This window comes from Microcoleus sp. T3_D1 (assembly GCF_036700405.1).
Lineage (GTDB): Bacteria > Cyanobacteriota > Cyanobacteriia > Cyanobacteriales > Microcoleaceae > Microcoleus.
The window spans coordinates 8534-30640 of sequence record NZ_JAUBOV010000052.1 but is presented as its reverse complement, the minus strand read 5'-3'; the positions used below and the strand labels follow the sequence as shown (position 1 = coordinate 30640).

At 44.6% G+C, this 22107-nt stretch carries 19 protein-coding genes and 1 riboswitch; of the genes, 10 read left to right on the top strand and 9 right to left on the bottom strand.

From position 1 onward, the window contains the following. The first annotated feature begins 134 nt into the window (after nt 1-134). Entirely contained in the window at nt 135-1004 is an 870-nt protein-coding gene (locus QT992_RS21950) for a DUF2382 domain-containing protein (RefSeq protein ID WP_333318166.1), read from the top strand. A 222-nt stretch (nt 1005-1226) separates the two neighbouring features. Next, a complete protein-coding gene (locus tag QT992_RS21945) occupies nt 1227-2120 on the top strand; it encodes a DUF2382 domain-containing protein (RefSeq protein ID WP_333377711.1) in 894 nt (297 codons plus the stop codon). 26 nt (nt 2121-2146) lie between these two features. Here QT992_RS21945 and QT992_RS21940 read toward each other — a convergent pair whose 3' ends face one another. Further along, entirely contained in the window at nt 2147-2392 is a 246-nt protein-coding gene (locus tag QT992_RS21940) for a hypothetical protein (protein ID WP_333377708.1), read from the bottom strand. 18 nt (nt 2393-2410) lie between these two features. On the opposite strand from QT992_RS21940, the gene QT992_RS21935 reads away from it, so the two are divergent. Further along, a complete protein-coding gene (locus QT992_RS21935) occupies nt 2411-2896 on the top strand; it encodes a glutathione peroxidase (RefSeq protein ID WP_333161383.1) in 486 nt (161 codons plus the stop codon). A 693-nt stretch (nt 2897-3589) separates the two neighbouring features. Continuing rightward, the gene (locus QT992_RS21930; RefSeq protein ID WP_333318172.1) at nt 3590-4051 is read left to right on the top strand and encodes a VOC family protein; all 462 of its coding nucleotides are present in this window, start codon (nt 3590-3592) and stop codon (nt 4049-4051) included. Between the two features lie 231 nt (nt 4052-4282). Here QT992_RS21930 and QT992_RS21925 read toward each other — a convergent pair whose 3' ends face one another. The 5 genes from QT992_RS21925 to QT992_RS21905 all read right to left on the bottom strand — a co-directional run bounded on the left by QT992_RS21925 (nt 4283) and on the right by QT992_RS21905 (nt 11737). Continuing rightward, complete coding sequence (locus QT992_RS21925; protein ID WP_333377704.1) at nt 4283-6868, bottom strand: PAS domain S-box protein; 2586 nt, start codon at nt 6866-6868, stop codon at nt 4283-4285. A gap of 129 nt (nt 6869-6997) precedes the next feature. Continuing rightward, entirely contained in the window at nt 6998-7309 is a 312-nt protein-coding gene (locus tag QT992_RS21920) for a hypothetical protein (protein WP_333318174.1), read from the bottom strand. A gap of 507 nt (nt 7310-7816) precedes the next feature. Then, a complete protein-coding gene (locus tag QT992_RS21915; protein WP_333377701.1) occupies nt 7817-9955 on the bottom strand; it encodes an ATP-binding protein in 2139 nt (712 codons plus the stop codon). 147 nt (nt 9956-10102) lie between these two features. Continuing rightward, nucleotides 10103-10447 carry a slr1659 superfamily regulator gene (locus QT992_RS21910; protein ID WP_333143483.1) on the bottom strand — a complete coding sequence of 115 codons (345 nt, stop codon included), beginning with the start codon at nt 10445-10447 and terminating at the stop codon, nt 10103-10105. Nucleotides 10448-10468: 21 nt separating this feature from the next. Then, a complete protein-coding gene (locus tag QT992_RS21905; protein WP_333339983.1) occupies nt 10469-11737 on the bottom strand; it encodes a transposase in 1269 nt (422 codons plus the stop codon). 552 nt (nt 11738-12289) lie between these two features. Here QT992_RS21905 and cynS point away from each other — a divergent pair. The 3 genes from cynS (at nt 12290) to QT992_RS21890 (ending at nt 15239) form a co-directional block, all read left to right on the top strand. After that, nucleotides 12290-12733: a cyanase gene (cynS, locus tag QT992_RS21900; RefSeq protein WP_333221371.1), complete on the top strand. Its 444-nt coding sequence runs from the start codon at nt 12290-12292 to the stop codon at nt 12731-12733. A 359-nt stretch (nt 12734-13092) separates the two neighbouring features. Beyond that, complete coding sequence (gene clpX / locus QT992_RS21895) at nt 13093-14475, top strand: ATP-dependent protease ATP-binding subunit ClpX (RefSeq protein ID WP_333318176.1); 1383 nt, start codon at nt 13093-13095, stop codon at nt 14473-14475. 179 nt (nt 14476-14654) lie between these two features. After that, nucleotides 14655-15239, top strand: a complete 585-nt coding sequence (locus QT992_RS21890) for a type IV pilin-like G/H family protein (RefSeq protein ID WP_333318177.1) — start codon at nt 14655-14657, stop codon at nt 15237-15239. On the opposite strand, the gene QT992_RS21885 is transcribed toward QT992_RS21890, so the two are convergent. Continuing rightward, nucleotides 15231-16574, bottom strand: a complete 1344-nt coding sequence (locus QT992_RS21885; protein ID WP_333318178.1) for a serine/threonine-protein kinase — start codon at nt 16572-16574, stop codon at nt 15231-15233. The genes QT992_RS21890 and QT992_RS21885 overlap by 9 nt on opposite strands. Before the next feature lie 135 nt (nt 16575-16709). Next, a complete protein-coding gene (locus QT992_RS21880; protein WP_333318180.1) occupies nt 16710-18623 on the bottom strand; it encodes a serine/threonine-protein kinase in 1914 nt (637 codons plus the stop codon). 91 nt (nt 18624-18714) lie between these two features. After that, a riboswitch (cobalamin riboswitch) is annotated at nt 18715-18861 on the top strand. Nucleotides 18862-18883: 22 nt separating this feature from the next. Here QT992_RS21880 and QT992_RS21875 point away from each other — a divergent pair. The 3 genes from QT992_RS21875 to QT992_RS21865 all read left to right on the top strand — a co-directional run bounded on the left by QT992_RS21875 (nt 18884) and on the right by QT992_RS21865 (nt 21820). Continuing rightward, on the top strand, nt 18884-19294 hold the full coding sequence (locus QT992_RS21875; protein WP_333318182.1) for a DUF1636 domain-containing protein: 411 nt from the start codon (nt 18884-18886) through the stop codon (nt 19292-19294). A 281-nt stretch (nt 19295-19575) separates the two neighbouring features. Beyond that, a complete protein-coding gene (cobW, locus tag QT992_RS21870) occupies nt 19576-20610 on the top strand; it encodes a cobalamin biosynthesis protein CobW (RefSeq protein ID WP_333318184.1) in 1035 nt (344 codons plus the stop codon). Nucleotides 20611-20848: 238 nt separating this feature from the next. After that, the gene (locus QT992_RS21865) at nt 20849-21820 is read left to right on the top strand and encodes a GTP-binding protein (protein WP_333318186.1); all 972 of its coding nucleotides are present in this window, start codon (nt 20849-20851) and stop codon (nt 21818-21820) included. 70 nt (nt 21821-21890) lie between these two features. On the opposite strand, the gene QT992_RS21860 is transcribed toward QT992_RS21865, so the two are convergent. After that, nucleotides 21891-22107 (bottom strand): hypothetical protein (locus QT992_RS21860; RefSeq protein ID WP_333339976.1); only part of this gene is annotated, 217 nt, incomplete at its 5' end.

Genomic DNA, 22107 nt, shown 5'->3' with positions numbered 1-22107 from the left:
GCACAGAAGAAGAGATGCCGTAGTATTCCTATAGTATTAAACGCCCTAAATTCTACACTTCAGACTTTAGGGAGAGGGAAGTCAACGAATTAATTTCTACTATTAATTTAAGTAGAGCAAAGAGGAAAAAACACATGGCCCTTCAAAAATTAGCAGACTTTTATCCGAATTATCAGGAAGAAATCTTTGCGGGAGACGACATCAAGGGATTTGATGTTTATGCCGGCGACTCTGATGAAAAAGTAGGCACCGTTTATGACGCTTTGGTTGATGACACAGGTCGTTTCCGCTATCTGGTAATTGACACCGGTATTTGGATTTTTGGCAAAAAAGTATTGTTGCCAATCGGCTCGGCTCGCTTCGACTACGGAGCCCGTCGCGTCCACGCCACAGGTCTTCGCAACAAAGCTCAAGCAGAACAATTGCCGGCTTACAATGAATTAGAAGCAGTAGATTACGATCGCGAAGAACAGGTAAGAGGCGTCTACCGCAATCAAGGAACTGCCGCTGCCAGCACTGCAACTCCTGCAACTCCTGCTAGCTACGATCGCAGCAACTACAGCTACGATATCGATCGCCCCCTCTACGAAACCAACGAACAGCAGCACCAAAATCTCAAGCTTTATGAAGAACGCTTGATTGCTAACAAACACCGCGCAAAAACAGGCGAAGTAGCAGTTGGCAAGCGCGTGGAAACTGAAACAGCGCGAGCTTCAGTACCCATTGAAAAAGAACGAGTCGTAATCGATCGAGTAACCCCGGTAGAAGCGGGTAGAGTAGTTTCAGTCGGTGAGGCTGACTTCCAATCAGGGGAAGTTGCACGCATGGAAGTCTACGAAGAAACGGCCGACATTCACAAGGAAGCTTTCGTCCGCGAAGAAGTCAACGTCAGAAAAGAAGTGGTTCGCACCACCGTTGAGGGCGAAGAAACCTTGCGTCGTGAAGAATTAGAGGTTAAGACCGATGGAACTGCGGTTGTAGATAATAAAAATCCAAAGATCTAAACCAACCGCAACAGGTATGGCATAGGAATTGCGCCTTAATGACATAATTCTGTCACCGCGCAGGTTTGATTGAATTGGTGGCGATCGCACAATTCCTATGTGAGGGGCGGGGGGGGGTACAAAACTTGTCTAGTTTTGGCAAGGTTTATACACTTTCCCCGCCTTTACCAATTTCCCCTTACCAATTCATAATAAAAATCCCTAAGCAGGAAAGTTTAAAAAATGAACGGTCAAGCATCAGCAGAAAAGATAGCAACTGCCAAATCAATAACCCGTCTCAACCGGGTGCCTGAAAAAGTCAGAACTAAGCTAAAAAGTTTTACCGTCAAAGACAACCAAGGTCACTTAGTAGGCAAAGTTAAAGATGTCTATTTTGATGCTAACGGTCAGTTAAACTTTGTGGTAGCCGGGCTAGGCAGCGACAATCCCCGCATTTTTTTATTAAGTGTTAAGCTGCTCAAAAAAGTCGATTATCACCAAAAAGCGCTGTTTGTAAGTATTAATTCTGAACACCTCGATCTGCTGCCGGTAGTTTCGGCAAATGGCGGGTCTCCGTATTTAGAAAATGGCTCCGAATCGGATAGTGAATTTAGCAACAGTGAGTTAACAAATCCCTCAACAGTTATGTCAAATCTAACAGATGCCGATCGCACAGATGCAAATGGGGAGACTGATCGGGATGAGGAAAACTTCGATATTGTCGATCAAGAAGTAATTCGCCTGTTAGAAGAACGATTGGTGATCAATCGCAGCAAGCGCAAAGTCGGCGAAGTCATAGTGCGTAAAGAAATTGAAACTCGGATGGTACAAGTACCCATCCAGTGGGAAAAGCTGATTGTCGAACAAGTCGGCGACGATCCGAAGGTGTTGGCAGAAATAGATTTAGGCCAGGGAAACATCACCGGTATAGATTTGACGGAAATTAAGAGCGATCGCCAAGAACCGACAGTTAAGGCTGAATTTACCTCTGTGCAGAAAGCTAGCAAAATCTTAAATTCGATCGCCTCTCAACCCCGTCACGGTTGCGTGAAAGTCCGCCTCGAACTCGTTCTCGAAGACAAGCAACTTGAGGATACTTACCAAAAATGGATGACGGAACACAACTCAGAGAGTTAAAATATTCGTCCTTTTCCGTGTAGATTTTAGCGATTAGCGACAAACTTAAATCTAAGAGCGGACTGTGGCGAGTCCTGCTGGGGAGAAAGTTCACCGCCATCTACTAAGATCGTGTTCGGTAAATTAACCGTAATTTTGGTAGGGGCGGGTTCACCCATATCTATAATATCAGCCCGATATCCGTAAACCCGCCCCGACCGGGAGATGGAAATTTTTAGCGATCGACCTCTAGACAAAATTGTACCGACTTGCGGTAAAATTGTGGTGGTCAAATTTAAAAGTATTTGAAAATGCCCAGCACAATCTCCGACATTAAAGTAAAAACGATCGCAGGCGAAGACAAGCAGCTAGGAGAGTACGCTGGCCAGGTACTCTTGATAGTTAATGTAGCTTCCAAATGTGGCTATACACCTCAATACAAAGGACTCGAAGAATTAAGCCAGAAGTACAGCGCGGCTGGACTCCGTGTTTTAGGATTTCCCTGCAACGACTTCGGAGGTCAAGAACCCGGAAGTAATCCAGAAATCGTCAATTTCTGTACTACAAAATACGGCGTCACATTTGAATTATTTGACAAAGTACGCGCTAAAGGCACTCAGCAGCACCCGCTGTACGCTAAGCTGACGAGTGCAGTCGAGCCCAAGGGTGAGGTTTCCTGGAATTTTGAGAAATTCTTAGTTAGCAAACAAGGTGAAGTGGTTGCTAGATTCCGCAGCAGTGTTGGCCCCGATTCGCCCGAACTAATCGCTGCTATCGATCGAGAATTGGCAAAATAAGAAGTTCGGCAACTAAGCAGTTTACAGAATTTAACGGATTTAACGGATGGATGTTTAAGGAAGAGGGAAGAAATTAATAGGCTTTTTTTATAATAAGTGGAAAGCTATTTTTTTTCTGCTCTTCCCCATTGTTTGCAAGCACTCAACCCTGAACGAATACCGATGATTGTATTTAATTGGAGAACGGTTTAATTTAATGGAAAATACATCGGGATTAGATTTAGTTGTAGGTGTACTTGCCTTCGCAATTCTGGCAGGTGGTCTGGCCATGCTATTTGTAGGCATGGCATCGTTTCCTAAAGAAAAATAATACTAATCGATATGATGTGCGATCGATTGACCGCGATTCCTGCAGTAGGTTGGGTTGAACGAAGTGAAAACCCAACACCTATTGATGTTGGGTTTTCACTTTGTTTAACCCAACCTACGTATATTATAGTAATCGACCGGACATGATATTACGCACGATTGTTGAGAAACCGGGTTTTTTTACGATAAAACCCGTTGTAGACCGCAGATTCGGTAAAAAACCCGGTTTGTAGACCCCGATGCGTAAGTCCTGAATACTTGATATTATGTGCGATCGCACGACGCTAATAAAAGTTTTCACGACCAACTTAAAATGCTTATTTTACAGGGCACCATCTGAATAAATCAAACTGCTTTCAATTTGAAGATTCGCAATTGACAATCATGCAAACTACCGAAAACAACGTCAAAATTGCCCTCGCGCCAGGGAATTTGCGCCGCGTTCATCATATCGCTTTAAACGTGCGCGACATGGAAGCTTCCCGCCACTTCTACGGTACAATTCTCGGCCTGCACGAACTAACAGGTGCAGAAATTCCCGCAACTTTAACAAAAATGGTAGCCGCTGGTAAAGTCGCTAATTTCGTTACCCCAGACGGTACTGTTATTGACTTATTTTGGCAGCCAGACTTAGAACCGCCAAACCCAGACCCGGAGAAAGCTTTTACCCGCGCCAACCACTTAGCCTTCGATATCGAGCCGGATTTGTTCGATCGCGCTCTGGAAGTGCTAAAGTCAAATCAAATTGCGATCGATAGCGGCCCCGTCACTCGCCCTACAGGACGTGGCATTTACTTTTACGATCCTGATGGATTTATCATCGAAATCCGCTGTGATGCAGTTTAAACAGTCGCTATCGGGTTCTGGGTAGTCCGCGTGCACCCTACATTTACTCTTTGGATTGCGGCGATCCGTAAACCTCCTATAGCAATCCTAAATCATTTGTAAAAATATGTAGGGGTAGTGCTACCCCTACTCCCCGTGCCTACCCCAGTCAAGGCGGGGCAACCGGGCGTGGGTTTTGCCCCTACAAGAATTACACGAATCATTTAGGAGTGCTATACCTTGAGAGTTGTTTTATTTTCCGTCTTGGCTAATAGGTTGCTTCGGCCAAGTAAACCGAAAAGTTGCTCCCTCACCTTCAGCAGATTCTAGGGAAATACTGCCCCCTTGACCTTCGACAATTTTCTTCACCAGCGACAAACCAATCCCAGTATTTTCAACTTTATCGCGAGCTTCCAAGGTCTGAAAAATTACAAAAACTTTATCGTGATATTGAGGAGCAATCCCCGGCCCGTCATCCTCTACAGAAAACTCGTAAAAATCATCTAACTCTTTAACCGAGATTTTTACCTGACCAGATTCAGCTCGGTTGTGCTTAATTGCGTTGCTAATTAAATTAGAAAAAACCTGCTGCAACAGCAATCTTTCTGTCACAAAAGTTGGCATTCCCGGTTCAACTTTCACCTCAAATCCCGACGGCGGCGCCAAAGAATCAATAATTTCGGCTAATAAATTCTCAACTTTTACCCTTTCTAAAGCTACTTTAATGCGTCCGACACGGGAATATTGCAGCAGTCCTTCAATCAAAGCTTCCATTCTGTGAACTCTGCCGCGCAGCAGGTTCATTTGGTGCAGAGTATCCTCTGTCATTGACTCGCTGAGGTCTTCTTCTATCCAACTGCTGAGATTGGCGATCGCCCTCAGCGGCGCTTTCAAATCGTGAGAAACTACATAAGCAAACTGGTCTAATTCTTGATTCCGCTTTCTTAAAACATTGGTCGTTTGAGCCAGATTTTGGGCTGTTAACCTCAATTCTTGAGCGCGCAACCGCAGCGATTCCTCAGCTTGTTTGCGATCCCTAATATCTTCTACCACACTCATCAGAAATTGAGTGCCATTTTGTTCTCGCAGGAGCGAAACCGTCAAGTTGGCCCACACCAACTCTCCGTCTTTGCGGATGTAGCGCTTTTCCAGAGAGAAATTTTCAATTTCTGCTGCTAACAATTGGCGCAACAGTTCGAGTTCGCTTGCCAAATCTCCAGGCCAAGTAATATCCTGAAATCTTTTCTCCACCAATTCTTGCCGGCTGTAGCCCAAAATTTCGCAAAGTTTTTGATTGACTAACAGAAATTTGCCTTCCACACTCGCTTGAACCATGCCGACTGCCGCCTGCTCAAAAGTAGCGCGAAACCGCTGCGCGCTTTGGGCTAAAGCAATTTCTGAGCGTTTGCGATCGCTAATATCGTTGCTAATTTCCAAAATAGCCACCGGTTGATCTTGATCGTCGTACTGCAAAGTCCACCGGCTTGCGACTGTTATTTTTGTGCCGTCTTTCTTGGTTCGCACCAGTTCTCCTTGCCAAGAGCCCTTCTCGAAAAATACTTTTTGAATTACCTCAAACGGTTGGGCCCATTCTGTTTGTAAAAGCTTGTGAATATTTTTTCCCATTGCTTGCGACTTCCGCCACCCGTAGAGCCACTTCGCCCCCAAATTCCAATAAGAAATTGCCCCATTCAAGTCTAGTACCGCGATCGTATCATTTGCCAAATCCAGCATTTGCGCTTGCTTTCGCAGAGTTTCCTCGGCTTGTTTTCGTCCTCTGGAATCGCGGCAAATCGCAATAAACAAGTGTTGATTGGCCAGACGCATTTCGCTGACAGACAACTCCATCGGAAACTTCGTTCCGTCGTGTCGAATTCCAACTGTTTCTTGCTGGTAAGTCTTCAGCGTAGTATCTGGATGCAACACAAAATATTCGATCGAATAATCCCCCACGCTGTTGTGCGGTAGCGGTTGAGCTATCAGCCGCCGCAGGTTAGAGCCAATTATTCGATCGGCTTTCTCGCCAAAAATCTTTTCTGCAGCCCTATTAAAAGACTCAATATTTCCCTGTGCGTCCAAAGTAATAATACCGTCAGCCGCATTGTCTACCACAGCTTGAATGCGACTTTTACTTTCTTCCAAGCCAGCTTCCCGCTTCATCAATTCCTTCTCTAAACTATCAAATAAATACCAGGAAGCCCCTGCACCCAAACAGCCGGAAAGTAAACCCGCAACTTGCACAAAATTAATGAAATCTACCAACTCCCCTAGTTGCCGATCTACACTTTTCTGGTAGGCTTCGCCGGCCTCAGAAAAAGCATTAATTTGTGTACGCAGCTTATCCATGTTCAATTTGCCTTGAGCAAACACCTGAATTCTTTCCGCTGACTGCATCCTTCTTGCCGAACTGTCGAGCTTATTCAAAATGTTTTGCAAGAAATTTATTTGCTGTTCGGTACTTTTTTTAATTTCTTCAAATCGCTGAGGTTGCAGTTTTCTTTCTTGAACCAATACCTTGAGTTTAGCCAGCAGCGGAGGCAAACTCTTCTTTGCTTCTAAGTAGGGTAATAGAAATTCGCGGCGCTGCGTCAACCCATAACCCCTAATGCTCGTTTCCGCATCCACCACCAGGCCGATCAACCGGTTAGTTTCCTGAAGTATTGCCTTATTAGTATCTGCTCGCTTTCTTATCTTTATGGCACTATCCCGGAGGCCGGCAATTGCTAGCAGCGAAGCAAACAGAAAAATCATGGGAATAGCAATGATGACTGTTCCCCGCTGGCGAATTGGTCGGTCTGTCCATACAAAGTGGAGGCAGCGATCGAGCAAATACTTCACGAATATTGAATGAGAAACTTTGCTGCCAGTATATCGCTTTTTGGCAGTTTAGGCTATGGATAAGTTTGTTTTTTTATTGGGCCATCGTGGGGGACTAACCGTGGAAACTAGATTAGACCCCTGCGATAGCTACCTGCTGACACTAACAGCAGATTTTTTGGCACGGTGTTTAAACTGAGGCAAGGAGAAAGAAAGGACTTTTTTCGACACCGAGACAGCAGGCGAAGCAGAAAGGATCGTTTCTGCTTTACCTTCGTTTTCGGCTTCGGCTTCTGCTTTTAAACTAGAGTCTGTTTCGCAAGGGTTCTGAACAGTTGTAACTACAGTAGTCCACCTGCCTGTAGCCGGATCGCGATAACAAGTAAAAGGATTTATTTTTAGCGGTTGACTGCAAGGTTTAATCATGTAGATGCACTCCTTTGATTCTGATAAATTGTGCATTGCTTTCAGCAGCAGTGCTATCTCGCCAGTAGAAGCAGTATGAAGGCAAAAAGCAGAATTGTGTTTCTGCGTCCAGAGACTTTTGAAACTTCCTGATTTCCTGTTAAATTTGGCCTTCTACTGCTTCGCGACCATAGCATTACTTTTACCAAATTGCCTTTCTGGAAGCAACCCCCCACCCCCTTAATTAGGTTGAGGTGGGATTTGTAAATGCAGCGAGACGCCCGATCGTGCCTGCAGGACAATTTTGGGATAATATAGGTATTCTAGGCTGAAAACAAATGCTAGTGTGTGATCGACAACAGAGGTCGATCGCGATCGGTGTCACAATTAAAAAGGGAATGGGTAATTGGTAATGGGTAATTGGTAATGGATAATTGGTAATGGGGAAATTATTCCATCTTTTGCGAGCCGTTAAATCCGTTAAATCCGGTACACAATTCCTGGAAACACCCCCACCCGTTAAATCCCTTAAATCCCCTACATTGCTAGTTGCCCAACTTGCTTCTAACTAATATCAACTTCTGCCTTTAAATGAACAGTAAAAGTAGAGCCACCACCCAACTCACTCTCAACAGTGATATCGCCGCCCATCATCTGGCAAAACAAGCGGCTAATGGCCAATCCTAAACCGGTGCCGCCGTACTTGCGAGTAGTCGAAGCGTCCCCTTGAATAAAAGGTTGAAACAAACCCTGCTGCTGTTCGGCCGACATTCCAATCCCCGTATCAGATACCTGCAAATAAACCCAATCGCTGTCACCTGCTGGTTCGCGAGTCGCGCTCAACAGCACCGTTCCACCTTCGGTAAACTTCAGGGCATTCGAGAGCAAATTGAACAGAATTTGCCGGACTTTAGTCAAATCTGCATACATCACTCCCAAAGTCTCAGAGCAAGAAACTTGCAATTGATTGTGGTTTTTTTCCACCAAAGGGTGCAAAGTTGCAACGACTTCTTCTATTAAATTACAGAGGTCAAATTTTTCTAAATAAAGCTCCATCCGACCGGCTTCTATCTTAGAAAGGTCGAGAATATCGTTAATTAAAGTCAGCAAGTGTTTGCCGGCGCTATAAATTTTTTGGGTATCGGGAATGATCTCTTCGAGTCCCGATTCCCGTGCTTCTTCTTGTAGCATTTCGCTGTAACCGATAATCGCGTTGAGCGGTGTCCGCAGCTCGTGGCTCATATTGGCTAAAAAAGTGCTTTTAGCTCTCGAAGCTGCTTCAGCTTTGTGTAAGGCTTCTTGCAAGGCTATTTCGGCTCTTTTGCGCTCGGCAATTTCGATGCGGAGCAGTTTATTGGCGGTGGTGAGTTGAGTGGTACGCTGATCGACGGTCATTTCTAGCTGCGCTTTGGCTTTGGAGAGTGCTTCCTGAGCCCGCTGGCGCTCAAATCCTTCGATCGCCAGCGCTACCAAATTTGCCAAAGAATCGGCGAAGGTGCGCTCCTCTAGAGCCCACTGGCGGGGCGCGCCGATATGTTCGAGAGAGAGGATGCCCACGATCTGCCCGCCGAGCCTAATTGCTACATTTAATATGGATGAATTGGGCTTGCTGGCATTTGGCAGCACAGCGGAATGTTCGGCTAGCGAAGATGCGTGGGACAAATTTGTTTGTAGAGATTTTTGAGTCTTTGTCGTAGGTTCTAAACCATTCTCCGATCGCAAATTTTCGCCCGGTGCGTCGCCCTCAACATCTAAAAGGGATAAATTTAAATCGCTGGGCGATATGGACTCCCGGCTCAAATGATTCTCCTGGGTGCGATCGTACAAGTCGAGACAAACTAATTTGAGGTTGGGCATTTTAAACTTAGAATGATTCACCCCCTCCTGTTGCTCTGAGGCCGCGGCCTCTGTATCGAGTGGCTCTGTTTTGTTGTGGGCGAGCACTCTCTCCGTAAAATTTAGCTGGGGTTCGTTCGGGTAGCGAGTTCCAAATCTTCCGTGGTTGTAAAGCCAGACGCTGACTTTTTCCACATCCAAAGTGCGGGCTGCAGCCTCGGTAATTTCGCGAATTCCCACATTCAGCGCACCGCTGTTGAGAGTCCTCTGTCTACCTAGCTGCAACAAAGCCAAACTCTGGCGGCGGAGCCGCTTTTCGCTCTCTTGGAGGGTTTGTTCTGCTTCCTTGCGCTGGGTGAGGTCGTACAAGGCGCACAATGCTGTCGGCTCGCCGTTAAACACCAGCGACTGAACCGAGATCATCGCCCAGAAAGCGGTGCCGTCTGATTTTTTGCAGTGGATTTCGTAGTTTTGGAGGTATCCGTCCTTAGCAAGTGCCTCAAGTACCTTTGGGCGATCGGCGGGGTTGAAGTAAAAGTCGGGAGTGCTGCAGCCGATCAATTTTTCTAGGGGTATGTTCAGCAGAGAAGCCAATTGAGCGTTCGCATACAGAATTAAGCCGTCACAGAGGCGAGAAACTAATATGGGCACGGGAGTTGCCGAGGCGATCGCCCGAAACTGCTCTTCGCTTGAACGCAGCGCCAACTGAGCTTTGCTCAGCAAGTGAGCTTCCATCGTATCTGAATGTTCGGTGGTAGTCTCCAGCAAAAGTTCTAGGTCAACCTTTTCGCGCTTCAAGTTTTCAAGTTCCGCACTCAGCCGCTGAACGTCGAAAAGTAGCTGTTCTGTCGATGGTTCTTCCTGCATAGCAATTGAAAATTGGTAATTTTTAGTCGGTTCTGAAGTTTTTTATGGTTTTGTGCTAGTTTAACTATGACTTATTCCGATTAACTTCAGCCACCCTGATCCTGGTTCGCGGACTTAGCCGGGGATTCATCTTTACCTTTTTCGATACTATTCCAATTCTAAGTGCAAGGAAGGCATCAGCCGCTGCAAGTTTTTCAGGGATTTTATCTGCCAGGGGATCTGTTTAGAACCTTTGATGGCCATTTGAATATTTTTTTGCTGGCGCACTTTGATCACAAATTTTGAGACAATATTAATTCCAGAACTATTTAAAAATTCTAGCTTTCGCAGGTCTAGAGTCACCGTGTTTGGGCAGGAGTCAGCCACTTCGTTGAGCAGATCGACGATCGGTGCGTACTCTTCCACCTGGCTGAGTCGGAACGAGCCGCTACAGGTGACTGTTTGCGTAGCGCGATCGTACTGGATCGTGTAATCTTTGGTCTGAATCTCCATAGCTGGTAAAAGTATAGTCATTTATTGCCTGACATGGGAGGCGTTAAGTCCCTCCCCCTTCCCTTTCACTTTGAGCGGATCGACCCGCCTCGGCTGAACTACGCAGCTCCCTATCCCATCGCACAAGGCATTTGGGATTGCTTTTCTGAGGATATTGTACGAAGCATTCACATCGGAATTAATTAGCTGACCCGTCGATGTTTTGTACAAACCCCGCTTAATCCGCTTACCAGTAAACACAGGCTCTTTTTCTGTTGTTCCATAAACAGGAATTGGGTCTAAACCTAAAAAACTGGATCGGGATGTGTAGGATTCTTCCTGCACAATTACTGTGATTCCCGCCAACCGAGCTTTGTACTCCAACATTTCAATTAATCGAGAGTGAGGAATACTAACAAAGTTTTGATTGGTTTGCTTCCCTAACTCGATTTCTGTTTTCCACTGCGCGTTCTTACCAATTACTAGCGTCCCAATCTGCTTGGTGAGCAAAAGGTTAATAATTAGACGGCTAGCATGATGTAAGTAATTATCAACTTTTTGATGGCGACAGCGAGTTAAGCGCTGAATGCGGGGCGAAGTTTTGCGATTCCCTTTTAACTGGGATTGCAATCGTGCTTTCCGCTTATTGTAGAACTGGTTAATCGATTTCAATGGTCGCCCGTTAATCAACAAAGGGATAAATTCCGGTTGATTTGAAGTTAACGCCACTAAATTATCCAGTCCTAAATCAATACTAGCTACAGAATTAGCGTTGCCAAGAGTGGGCTCCGGTTCATCATAAATTACCTCAATTACATAGGAATCACATTTCGGAACCAGCCTAACTTGACAAATCTGGTTGGGATTGAGTTTGGTTTTGATTAAAAGTTCAGTACCAGAAAGTTTAATAATTCCTTTCTTCAACTGTTTACTACTAATCGCTTGAATCGTGTAGACGAGAAGGTTTCGCCCTTTGGTTTTGTCTTTGTACTTTGGCAATTTTGGGCGACCCGTGAATTTTGAAGAATCAGCCTTGTAAGCTTTAACTGCTTTAAAAAACGATTTCCAATTCTTGTCTAACACCATCAAGATTTGCTGACTAACTTTTGCAGGCAAAGCCTTGTAGGCTTCATGAGACTTCATCAATCGATTCATTTCGTTATAACTGACATAACCCCATCCATAAATAAAGCTCTGACGAATGACGTAATTGGCGGCATTGTAGAGGTTTTTCGACTTGAAAGCTAGTTCGTCTATTTGGGCGAAACGGTGTGACGTTGATTTAATGATGTGCCTCTCTGTTAGCTGCATTTGAGACTTCCGTTCTTTGGGCTGTGCGTATTTCTTGTTCAACACTCATAGCGATATGATACCATTATTGTTGATAATTGCTTATAAACTCTACGAAGTTTTACAATACTTTTGTCAGTTGCCGGTTTTGAGTGGTAAAGGGGCTTTGGCTGCGTGAGCGAGGATTGATCTTCAGGCTAGCACGATCAAAATTCACCCGTTTGCCGAATGCCGAAGGCCTTGGCGCGTGTAACTTTTATTACATATACTGCCAACTGTAGCATTGCCCCTGGGCAGTTAGGAGTTATTTTAGGATTTAGCGGTTGTGATACGAGTTGGCAAAAATAATGCAACTGTTGACTAGCTCCCAACCCTGGTAGTCATAAGTCATTGCCAATCTAACATCTCAAATCTCAAATCTCAAATTGTATGAGTTGTGGGGGTTGACGAGACCAACTTGGGCTGAAGTTCCGACCTATCAATTCGATTTTTTTCTCAATTTAGTATTGACAAAATTCCAAAAATGTGAGACATATTTCACATCGGACACTGAAGTGAAGGGGAGAATATTTAATGGCAATTTCAGGAATTACAGAAAAGCTTTTGGCGGCTAAAAAAGCTAAGGGAATTAGTTTTGCAGATTTGGAAAAAGTTTTGGGGCGCGACGAAGTTTGGATTGCTGCGGTTATTTACCGTCAAGCTACCGCATCAGAAGATGAAGCCGAGAAAATTGTCTCGGCTTTGGGACTAGATAGCGAGACGGGTGCGGTTCTGTGTGAACCTCCGTTAAAAGGTTCTTTGGAGGCCTCGGTTCCGGTTGACCCCCTGATTTATCGTTTCTATGAAATTATGCAGGTTTACGGGATGCCACTCAAAGCAGTGATTCACGAAAAATTTGGTGACGGGATTATGAGCGCGATCGACTTTACTTTGGATGTCGAGAAAGAAGCAGACCCAAAAGGCGATCGAGTGAAAATAATTATGTCGGGAAAATTTTTGGAATACAAAAAATGGTAAGCCCGTGCGGCTTTATTTTCAAGTGAAAATGAAAAATTCAAATTTGCTCGCAGGACTCATGACTAATGACTAAAGCCTCAAAAGTGTTAACTTAGAAACAGAGATCGCGAAGCTTGACTCCGCCAAAAAACGGAGACAAGCCCCCGACTTAAGTCGTGCAGAGCCCCAAATTTTAGACCCTAGTTCAGCTCCAAAATTCCTCTGTGGAGTAAATCTAAAATCTAAAATCTAAAATCTAAAATCGACTGACTGGCTTGGGTGTCCGATCGGGAAACCCTTCTAGGGCAAAGCTAAGGTCGCTCCCGCGGCAACTTCCCCAGTCGAAACAAGCAACCGCAACCGTAAATTAAGAGGCAAATATGTCAAAATATGACTCCCATCTCAGATGCTCCTTTTGCGGCAAGTCGCAAGAGTACGTCCGCAAGTTAATAGCTGGGCCCGGCGTATACATTTGCGATGAATGCGTGGAACTGTGCAATGAAATTTTAGAGGAGGAGTTCTTTGACTCCAGTAAAACAATTGGTCAACAGATTCCCCAATCAGAGGTGCGTGAGTCTCAGGGACAAGGAACCCGGCGCCCAGGGCGATCGAACAAATCGAAAATTGTTTTAGCTCAAATTCCGAAACCCACAGAGATTAAGCAGCATTTAGACAACCACGTCATCGGCCAGCATTCAGCAAAAAAAGTCCTTTCTGTAGCAGTTTACAACCACTACAAGCGCTTGAGCGTTGACCCAGCTAAAGATAGCGACAAGTCTTCCCCTGACAGCGATGTAGAACTGCAAAAATCCAACATCCTGCTAGTCGGGCCCACAGGTTGTGGCAAAACTTTGTTAGCGCAAAGTTTGGCGCAAATGCTCGAAGTTCCGTTTGCGGTAGCGGATGCGACGACACTGACAGAAGCTGGATATGTCGGCGACGATGTAGAAAATATCTTGCTGCGGCTGCTGCAAATGTCCGATTTTGATGTTGAAGCGGCGCAGCGGGGCATTATTTATATTGATGAAATTGACAAGATTGCTCGCAAAAGCGAAAACACTTCGATCACTAGGGATGTATCGGGAGAAGGAGTGCAGCAAGCGCTGCTAAAAATGTTGGAAGGAACAGTGGTTAACGTGCCCCCCCAAGGCGGCCGCAAACATCCTTACCAAGATTTTATTCAAGTTGACACTAGCAAAATTCTATTTATTTGTGGCGGTGCTTTTGTCGGTTTGGAAAAAATAGTTGAACAGCGTTTGGGTAAAAAATCCTTGGGCTTTATTCAGCCAACAGAAAGCGACAGCAACTCAACTTTGCCGGCGAAAGACAAGCGGGCCGCTGATATTTTGCAGCAGGTACAGCCGGACGATTTAGTCAAGTTTGGTTTGATTCCTGAGTTTGTGGGGCGGATACCGGTGGTGACGGTGATTTCGCCGCTGGATGAGGCAGCTTTGATGCAGATATTGACCGAGCCCCGGAATGCGCTGGTGAAGCAGTATCAAAAGCTGTTGAAGATGGACAGCGTGGAGTTGGAATTCCAGCCGGAAGCGCTACGGGCGATCGCCCAGGAGGCCTATCGTCGCAAAACCGGCGCCAGAGCTCTCCGCAGCATTTTAGAAGAGTTAATGCTGGATGTGATGTACGAGTTGCCTTCTCGCAAGGATGTGGCTAACTGTATGATTACTCCTGAAATGGTCGAGAAGCGATCGACTGCTGAATTGCTGTGGCATCCCGCATGGCACAAACAGCACGAAACTGCATAATTTGTACTCTGTAGGGTGCTTGTGGCGCACCCTACAAATTTGCTACCTTTAATTCCCTTGGCGAACCCGCCTCTACAAGCCGAACACTACAAACTTTTTCAAGGTCGATCGAGCGAATGCAATCTTAAGGTAAGACCTTAAGGAGTAAACTTATAACTGTAAAAATAACTGTCGAAAAAATGCCAAGAAATGCAGCTAAAGCAAGTAAACAACCCAGAGTTAAAATACCAAGTTTCTTAGACGGAATTCCCGGAGTGTCAATGGCAATTCAGTGCGGTTTGCTAGCCAGCCTAATGTTGTGTTGGTACGATTTCAAATACAACACGATAGTATACTTCATTCCGCGATCGGCCATAGCAGAAAAAGAAATTTTACTCATCAATCAAAGGCAGCAAGCTTACTATGCAGAAAATAATCAATTTAGTTCTTCCCTAAAAGGATTAGGTCTAGGAAGTGAAAAAGAAACCTACGATCATTATTATAAATACAGAACTCGGTTATCAATGGGTCCGGTTCAAACTTTACACAATCAAAGCGAAGCAGCACCATTTGAAATGACACTCGCATTCGCCCAACCTCGCTCTCGTAGCAACAAGAGGTGGTATACGGGTGCAGTAGTTGCTTTCAAAAAAAATGGTAGCAATCTACTAACAACTATGGCAGCAGTTTGTGAGAGCGATGCCCCTCCTAAAACAATCAGGAGTGGGCCAACTTTTGACGGCAAAGAAATTCACTGCCCCTCCGGGACAACTATGTTAAGGTAAGACTTTGAAACTATTTTGCGCCACTCTTCGATTGTTTAAGTAAAATTCAAAGTACCAATTGCCAGGTTGGTCATCTTTTTGAAAATTGTACCAGCACCAAGTATTTAATCTACCTCCTGTCGTTTTTAAATTCGATGCACCCCGCTGTACTAATTTTCCTTGAGGATTAAACACCTCACAATCTCCTCTATATTCTCCCTCTGGCAAGCTCGCAGCACTTACGGTCAAATAGACTTTCTTTTGTTGTTTCAAAGACCAGACATCTGTAGTTTTTGTAGCTTCTAGCTCGTCAGTCAACCTCGCTTGAGTTAAAGCTTTTAAATTTAGTTTGTTAGTTATTAGTGGGGAGTCAACTACTGCTTGAGGTTGGGGATAATTTAGTAACAACGGTCTAAAAATAGCAGCGACGACGGGACTAAGCATAGCAGCAATTGGAGCAATTACTGTTAACAATACCGTTACTGTTGATAATCCGACTAATATCAGCGCAAGTTTTGAGTTGTGGCGCTGCTGGACTACTTCGAGGGGAATCAAAGCATTGAGGGCCGCATCTGCCGAAGGATAGCGGTGTTTGAAATTAGGTTCCACCATTTTTTGCAGCCAGTCAATAAATTCTGGAGTTAACTGCTGCAAGCGATTTTTAAAATTAATCTGCCTTTTAAAATTAATCCGTCCCGTCTCGTCCATCAAGCTGCCAATTTCGAGAGAACTTATCCTGATTAGCAAGCAAATTAGCGTCGCGCCGAGACTGTATAAATCCGATGCCACAGTTAGCTGGCGGTTAAACATTTGTTCTGGTGGCATAAAGCCCAAGGTGCCTTTGACAACGCTGCTAGCAGCCACTTCTCCCCCCCCGATTCTAGCAAATCCGAAATCGACAAGGCTGACATTCAGGCGATCGTCCACTAAGATATTCTCCGGTTTTAAATCTCGGTGAATTAATGGCGGAACGCGGTTTTGCAAGTATTTAAGAATTTCTAAAACCGAGATAGCAATTTGCTTGATTTGCTGTGGCGTTAGCTTGCGAAGAGTTGCGAGGGAATTGGCATTTTTGTATTCCTGTACCATGCAGAAACCCGATGCTGTTTGGAAGGAATCTAAATACCGAGGAATGCTGGGGTGATCCAGTTCTCGCAAAATCTGAATTTCTTTTTCGTAAGCTTGATACTCCGACCAATTAGCGCCTGTTTTGGCAAATTGAAATTGTTTGATAGCTACGGCACGTTGGGTATTAATTTCGGTAGCGAGATAGGTAACTCTACCGCCGGCGCGATTGTGTCCGAGTTCGCGAGTTATTTGATAGCCGTAGTTAGAAAAGTCAGGAAAAGCATTCATAGTTAAATAGTTGACAGTTGACAGTTGACAGTTGTAATTGGGAATTGGGAATTATCTCAATCGTACAATCTCCCAATCTGCGGATCGTACAATCTCAAATCTAATGACTGCTGACTAATGACTAAGGAATGATGACTACGGTCTAATTAAATTTTGTTCTGATTTGCGATAGTTGGAAATAATTCTTTTTGGGTTAAAAACGAGCGTGTCAACTAACGCAATTGCAATCACGACTAGAGGGAGCAGTGTCACTCCTACTGTGGCTATTATTTCGATTGGTTCAACCCATTCCAACTGATTACCCAATTTAAAAAACAATCGAAAAGTTGCTCCCAAGAGCGTACAAAATGCGACAGTAAGAAAGGATATTTTAGTAGCATCTGCTTTAAAAATTTTTCTACTTGCTTGCTCGGCAACTAGATTGTTAACGCTGGTATCTATCATCATTAAAAAAATTAAATATCTCGCTAACACCACCATTACTACGATTCCCCCACATGAAGAAATTGTAGCGGAAATTATATTAATTATTAGATCAATTATTATAGGTAGTTCTTTAATCCCCGCGCTTAAAAAAAACATCAGGGTAAAAATAATGATAACTACACTTGAACCGAGAATCACTTTCAATATTTGCTTAAAAAGTTGCCTAAAATCTAACCATTTAACATTAATATCTTTGAGTTTGTTTGGATTTACTGTCATGACTGTAATGGTATTTTCAGCGGAATTAAATCCAAACAATACGACCAATGGTACCCACCACGAAAAAGTATGGAGCAAAACGTTGTTGGAGTTGATGAGGTTAGTTAATAGCTCCGAAATCATAAAACCTGCTAAGGTAAAACAACACATAAAAGCCAGCCTGCGCGCCGACAAAGAAGTATTTTTTTTCGGTACGTGCAAGGCAGATGTGGTGACTTGCAATTCTATTGTATGAGTTTCCGGCTCGGAATTGGCGTGTAAGATGATTTGGCGGTTGTAAGTTTGACTTGCCAGCAATTTTTGAGTATCAACTCGAATTTGGCATTCAATATTATTGCTTTCAAATGACTGCGGTTCAAAGGAAATCCAAGAATGGTCGTAAGGCGTGTGTGGCGGGTCATTCGGATGTGGCGCGACTTCCCATCTGCCGCCAAGCATTGTATCGGGAATTGGGTTGCTAATGGCGATATTTTGCGCTAAAATTTCTCCGTATCCTGTAGCGGTAAGTTCCAGCCGATTGAGAGCGAGCCTAACTTTTGGCAATTGTTTAACATCCAAAGATTCTAGGGCAGCTAAAGCATCAGCCGCTGACTGATATCTATCTTGAATTCTCGGCGCTACCATTTTCTCCAACCAATTCATCCAACCTTGTTGCAACGGCGGTACTAAATGCCGAAAATGAATGCCATAATTAGCATCAATCAAATTGCCAACCTCGGCAGATTTTGTACCAGTTAACAAGCAAATTAGGGTGATTCCCAAACCGTAAAGATCCGAGGCTTTAGTTAATTCTCGGTTGAACATTTGCTCCGGCGGCATGAATCCCATCGTACCTTTGACAACGCTGCTGGCTGCAATATAGCCGCCTCCAATTCGTGCAAAGCCGAAGTCTACTAAGTAAACATTTAATTGGTTGTCAATTAATAAGTTTTCTGGTTTGATATCGCGGTGAATTACAGGCAGTTTCTGAGATTGCAGGTAAGCTAAAATTTCTAAAGTGGCGATCGCAATTTTTTTGATATCTGGCAGCGAAAAAGTGCGATCGCACGCCGATTGGGCATTGATATATTCCTGAACAATGCAAAAACCGCTATCTGTTTGAAAATCGTCAAGATAGCGTGGAATTCCGGGGTGATCGAGCTTTTTCAGCACTTGGGTTTCCTGTTGGCTAGCGGAGTATTTCGCCCAGCTAGACCCTTGCGCGAATTGAAATTGCTTAATAACAACTGATTTATTGGTGTTAGTTTCTGTAGCTAGATACGTGACGCGGCCGCCCAGACTGTTGTATCCGAGTTCGCGAGTGACTTGATAGCCATGTGTGGAGAAGTCGGGAAAAGTTGTCATAGGTAGTTCTTCTGGTTTAATTTATCTGGGAATATATTAAAAATTGCTATTACCAAGATAACTTTTTTCAAAAAAGGCGTCAACTGTGATAAGATTTGATTTCGCGATCGGTTCTAGCGGGGAGCAGCCGTTAGAGGAAACGGGGAAAGTTCGGTGCAAGTCCGGCGCTGTCCCGCAACTGTAATGAAACCCTTGTGGTTTCTCAAGTCAGAATGCCCGCCGATATCTAACTCACTTTTGAACGCATCTGCGAGGTACGGATGATGGATGGAATTAATGCGGCTGTACGCACAAAGCACAGTCTATTTGTTTGCACTGCTTGCGCTAGTGTTTGGAAAAACGGCAAGCGAGAAGGTAAAAGCGGCGGTCAACAATTCATGGAAAATTTGTCGCAACTCGCTAAAGATTGGGAGTTTTATGATAAGTTTGAGATTCAAGAGGTTGAGTGCATGAGTGCTTGCAGTCACTCTTGTGCGGTGTCTTTTGCTGCTGTAGGAAAGTACACTTATCTGTTTGGCGATTTACCTGCAAATGAGTCGGAAAGCGTCGAGGCTGTACTCGAATGCGCGGGTCAATACTATGCTAAACCAGACGGTTTGTTGCCTTGGTCTGAGCGTCCTCAAGCTCTGAAAAAAGGCGTTTTAGCAAAGATTCCACCGCTGGGAAATTAGAGCCTTTCTCGTTACCATGCTCTGCCCATTGGTGACAACTTAACGTCAAACCGGCCCTCCGACCCTCCGGCAGCAGTCCGGCAGGGGTTGAAACCCCTGCCTCAAAGCTAAAGTCCTCGCTATGAGGACTGAAGAACTCATTAGTCCTCTTCAGAGGACTTTAGCTATAAGCCAGGGAATTCATTCCCTGGCGGACGGTCGGCTTAAGTTTTCATCAATGGGCAGAGCTTGGGAACGAGAGAACGAGAGATTCCCCTTCACCAACAACAACAAAATTATCAATGCACAAAATTCCTGTTACTGTCATCACTGGTTTTCTCGGTAGCGGCAAAACTACCTTAATTCGCCACTTATTGCAAAATAATCAAGGTCGCCGCATTGCTGTTCTGGTTAACGAATTTGGCGAAATCGGAATTGATGGAGAACTGCTGCGCGATTGCCAAGTTTGCGACGAAGAAGAAACTGTCAGCAGCAATATTGTTGAACTGACAAATGGTTGTCTTTGCTGCACTGTTCAAGAGGAATTCTTGCCGACTATGCAGGAATTGTTGAAGCGCCGAGAACAAATTGATTGTATCTTAATTGAGACTTCGGGCCTCGCACTTCCTAAACCTTTGATTCAAGCTTTTCGCTGGCCGGAAATTCGCACGGGTGCTACTGTAGACGGTGTTGTTGCTGTTGTCGATTGCGAAGCTATTGCTAGCGGTTCTTTTGTCGGTGATATCGATGCTTTGATGGCACAGCGACAAGCTGATTCTAGTTTAGATCACGAAACTCCGATCGAGGAATTGTTTGAAGACCAGTTAGCCTGTGCCGATATGGTACTTTTAACGAAGGTCGATCGCGTAGATGCTGAAACTCACAAGAAAGTCCAAAGCTGGTTGCAGCAAGAGTTACGTCCGAGTGTGAAAATTGTGCCGTGCAAAGGTGGCGAAATTAACCCCGATGTGCTAATGGGATTTAATGCGGCGGTTGAGGATGATTTGGAGTCTCGTCCGAGTCACCACGACACTGAGGAGGAACACGAGCACGATGATGATATTAACTCGACTTACTTTATTGCCGATCGCGAGTTTGAACCTGAAGCTTTGGTGAAAAAACTGCAATCCTTGATGCAGCAGGAGGAAATCTATCGGATTAAAGGGTTTGTGGCGGTTCCCAAGAAACCGATGAGGATGGTGTTGCAAGGTGTCGGCGAGCGCATAGAATATTTTTACGATCGTCCTTGGCAACCTTCGGAACTCCGCCAAACCAAATTAGTGCTGATTGGTCGAGAGTTAGAGCGCGATCGAATTGCAGCTATGATTAACAATTAATTGTCATCAGTCATTAGCCACACACGCTGACCTCAGAAACCGGGTTTCTTCCTATATTTCTCGTTCTCCCAAAACTCGTAGAAACCCGGTTTCTAGCCCTATGGGTAAGCTCTGAACCAAAGACTGCGTATTCCTGTAGTTAAAAACTCTTAACATTTTTTAATAAACTTGCTACTACCAGCAAGTCTGGTGTAAAATAGCGATAATGGTTATCATTGTACAATAATCGAGGTAAAGTATGGTGACTGCTGGGGCGATCGAATCAGTTCCTGTTACCGTTCTCACGGGCTATTTAGGTGCAGGCAAAACTACGCTGCTCAACCGAATTTTAACACAGGAACACGGCAAAAAAGTTGCAGTCATCGTCAACGAGTTCGGCGAAGTAGGCATCGACAACCAACTGATAATTGATGCCGATGAAGAAATTTTCGAGATGAACAACGGCTGCATTTGCTGTACAGTCCGAGGTGATTTAATTCGGATTATCGGTAACTTAATGAAGCGGCGAGACAAATTCGACCACATAGTCATCGAAACCACAGGTTTAGCCGACCCTGCACCCGTAATTCAAACATTTTTTGTAGACGAAGATATGCGGGACAAATTACTGTTAGACGCAGTTGTCACGGTAGTCGATGCCAAGCACATCGGGCAGCACTGGGACGCAGACGAAGCTCAAGAACAAATTGCATTTGCTGATGTAGTTTTGCTCAACAAAACTGATTTAGTGACTGACGAAGAATTGGCTGAATTAGAAAAGCGAATTCGCGCCATGAATGCAATGGCAAAAATTCACCGTACTCACAATGCTGAATTACAAATGGATGCTTTGTTGGGCGTTAAAGCATTTGATTTGAACCGGGCATTAGAAATCGAACCAGACTTTTTGGGCGAACACACTCACGAACACGATGAAACAGTAACTTCCGTAGCAATAGTCGAATCCGGTGCTATTGATGGCAACAAATTTAGCGATTGGATTGAGGAGTTGTTGCGAACTCAAGGCCCGAATATCTTTCGGACAAAGGGCATTTTGAATGTCGCCGGAGACAACAAGCGATTTGTTTTCCAAGGAGTACACATGGTGTTCGATGGCCGGGCGGATAGACCTTGGAAAGCTACCGAAACTCCGAAAAATGAACTCGTATTCATCGGTCGCAACTTAAACGAAAATCAATTGCGAGAGGATTTTCGTAGATGTCTGGTTTAACTGACATATTGAAGCATTTTTAATAAGCCTTTTAGCAACAGGCAAGATGCCTGTTCCACAAGAAGACAATTCATCTCTTGTGGAAGGGAACAGGCAAGATGCCTGTTCCACAAGATGAAAATTCATCTTTTGTGGCACGGGCATCTTGCCCGTGGAAGGGAACAGGCAAGATGCCTGTTCCACAAGATGAAAATTCATCTCTTGTGGAATGGAACAGGCAAGATGCCTGTTCCACAAGATGAAAATTCATCTCTTGTGGAATGGAACAGGCAAGATGCCTGTTCCAC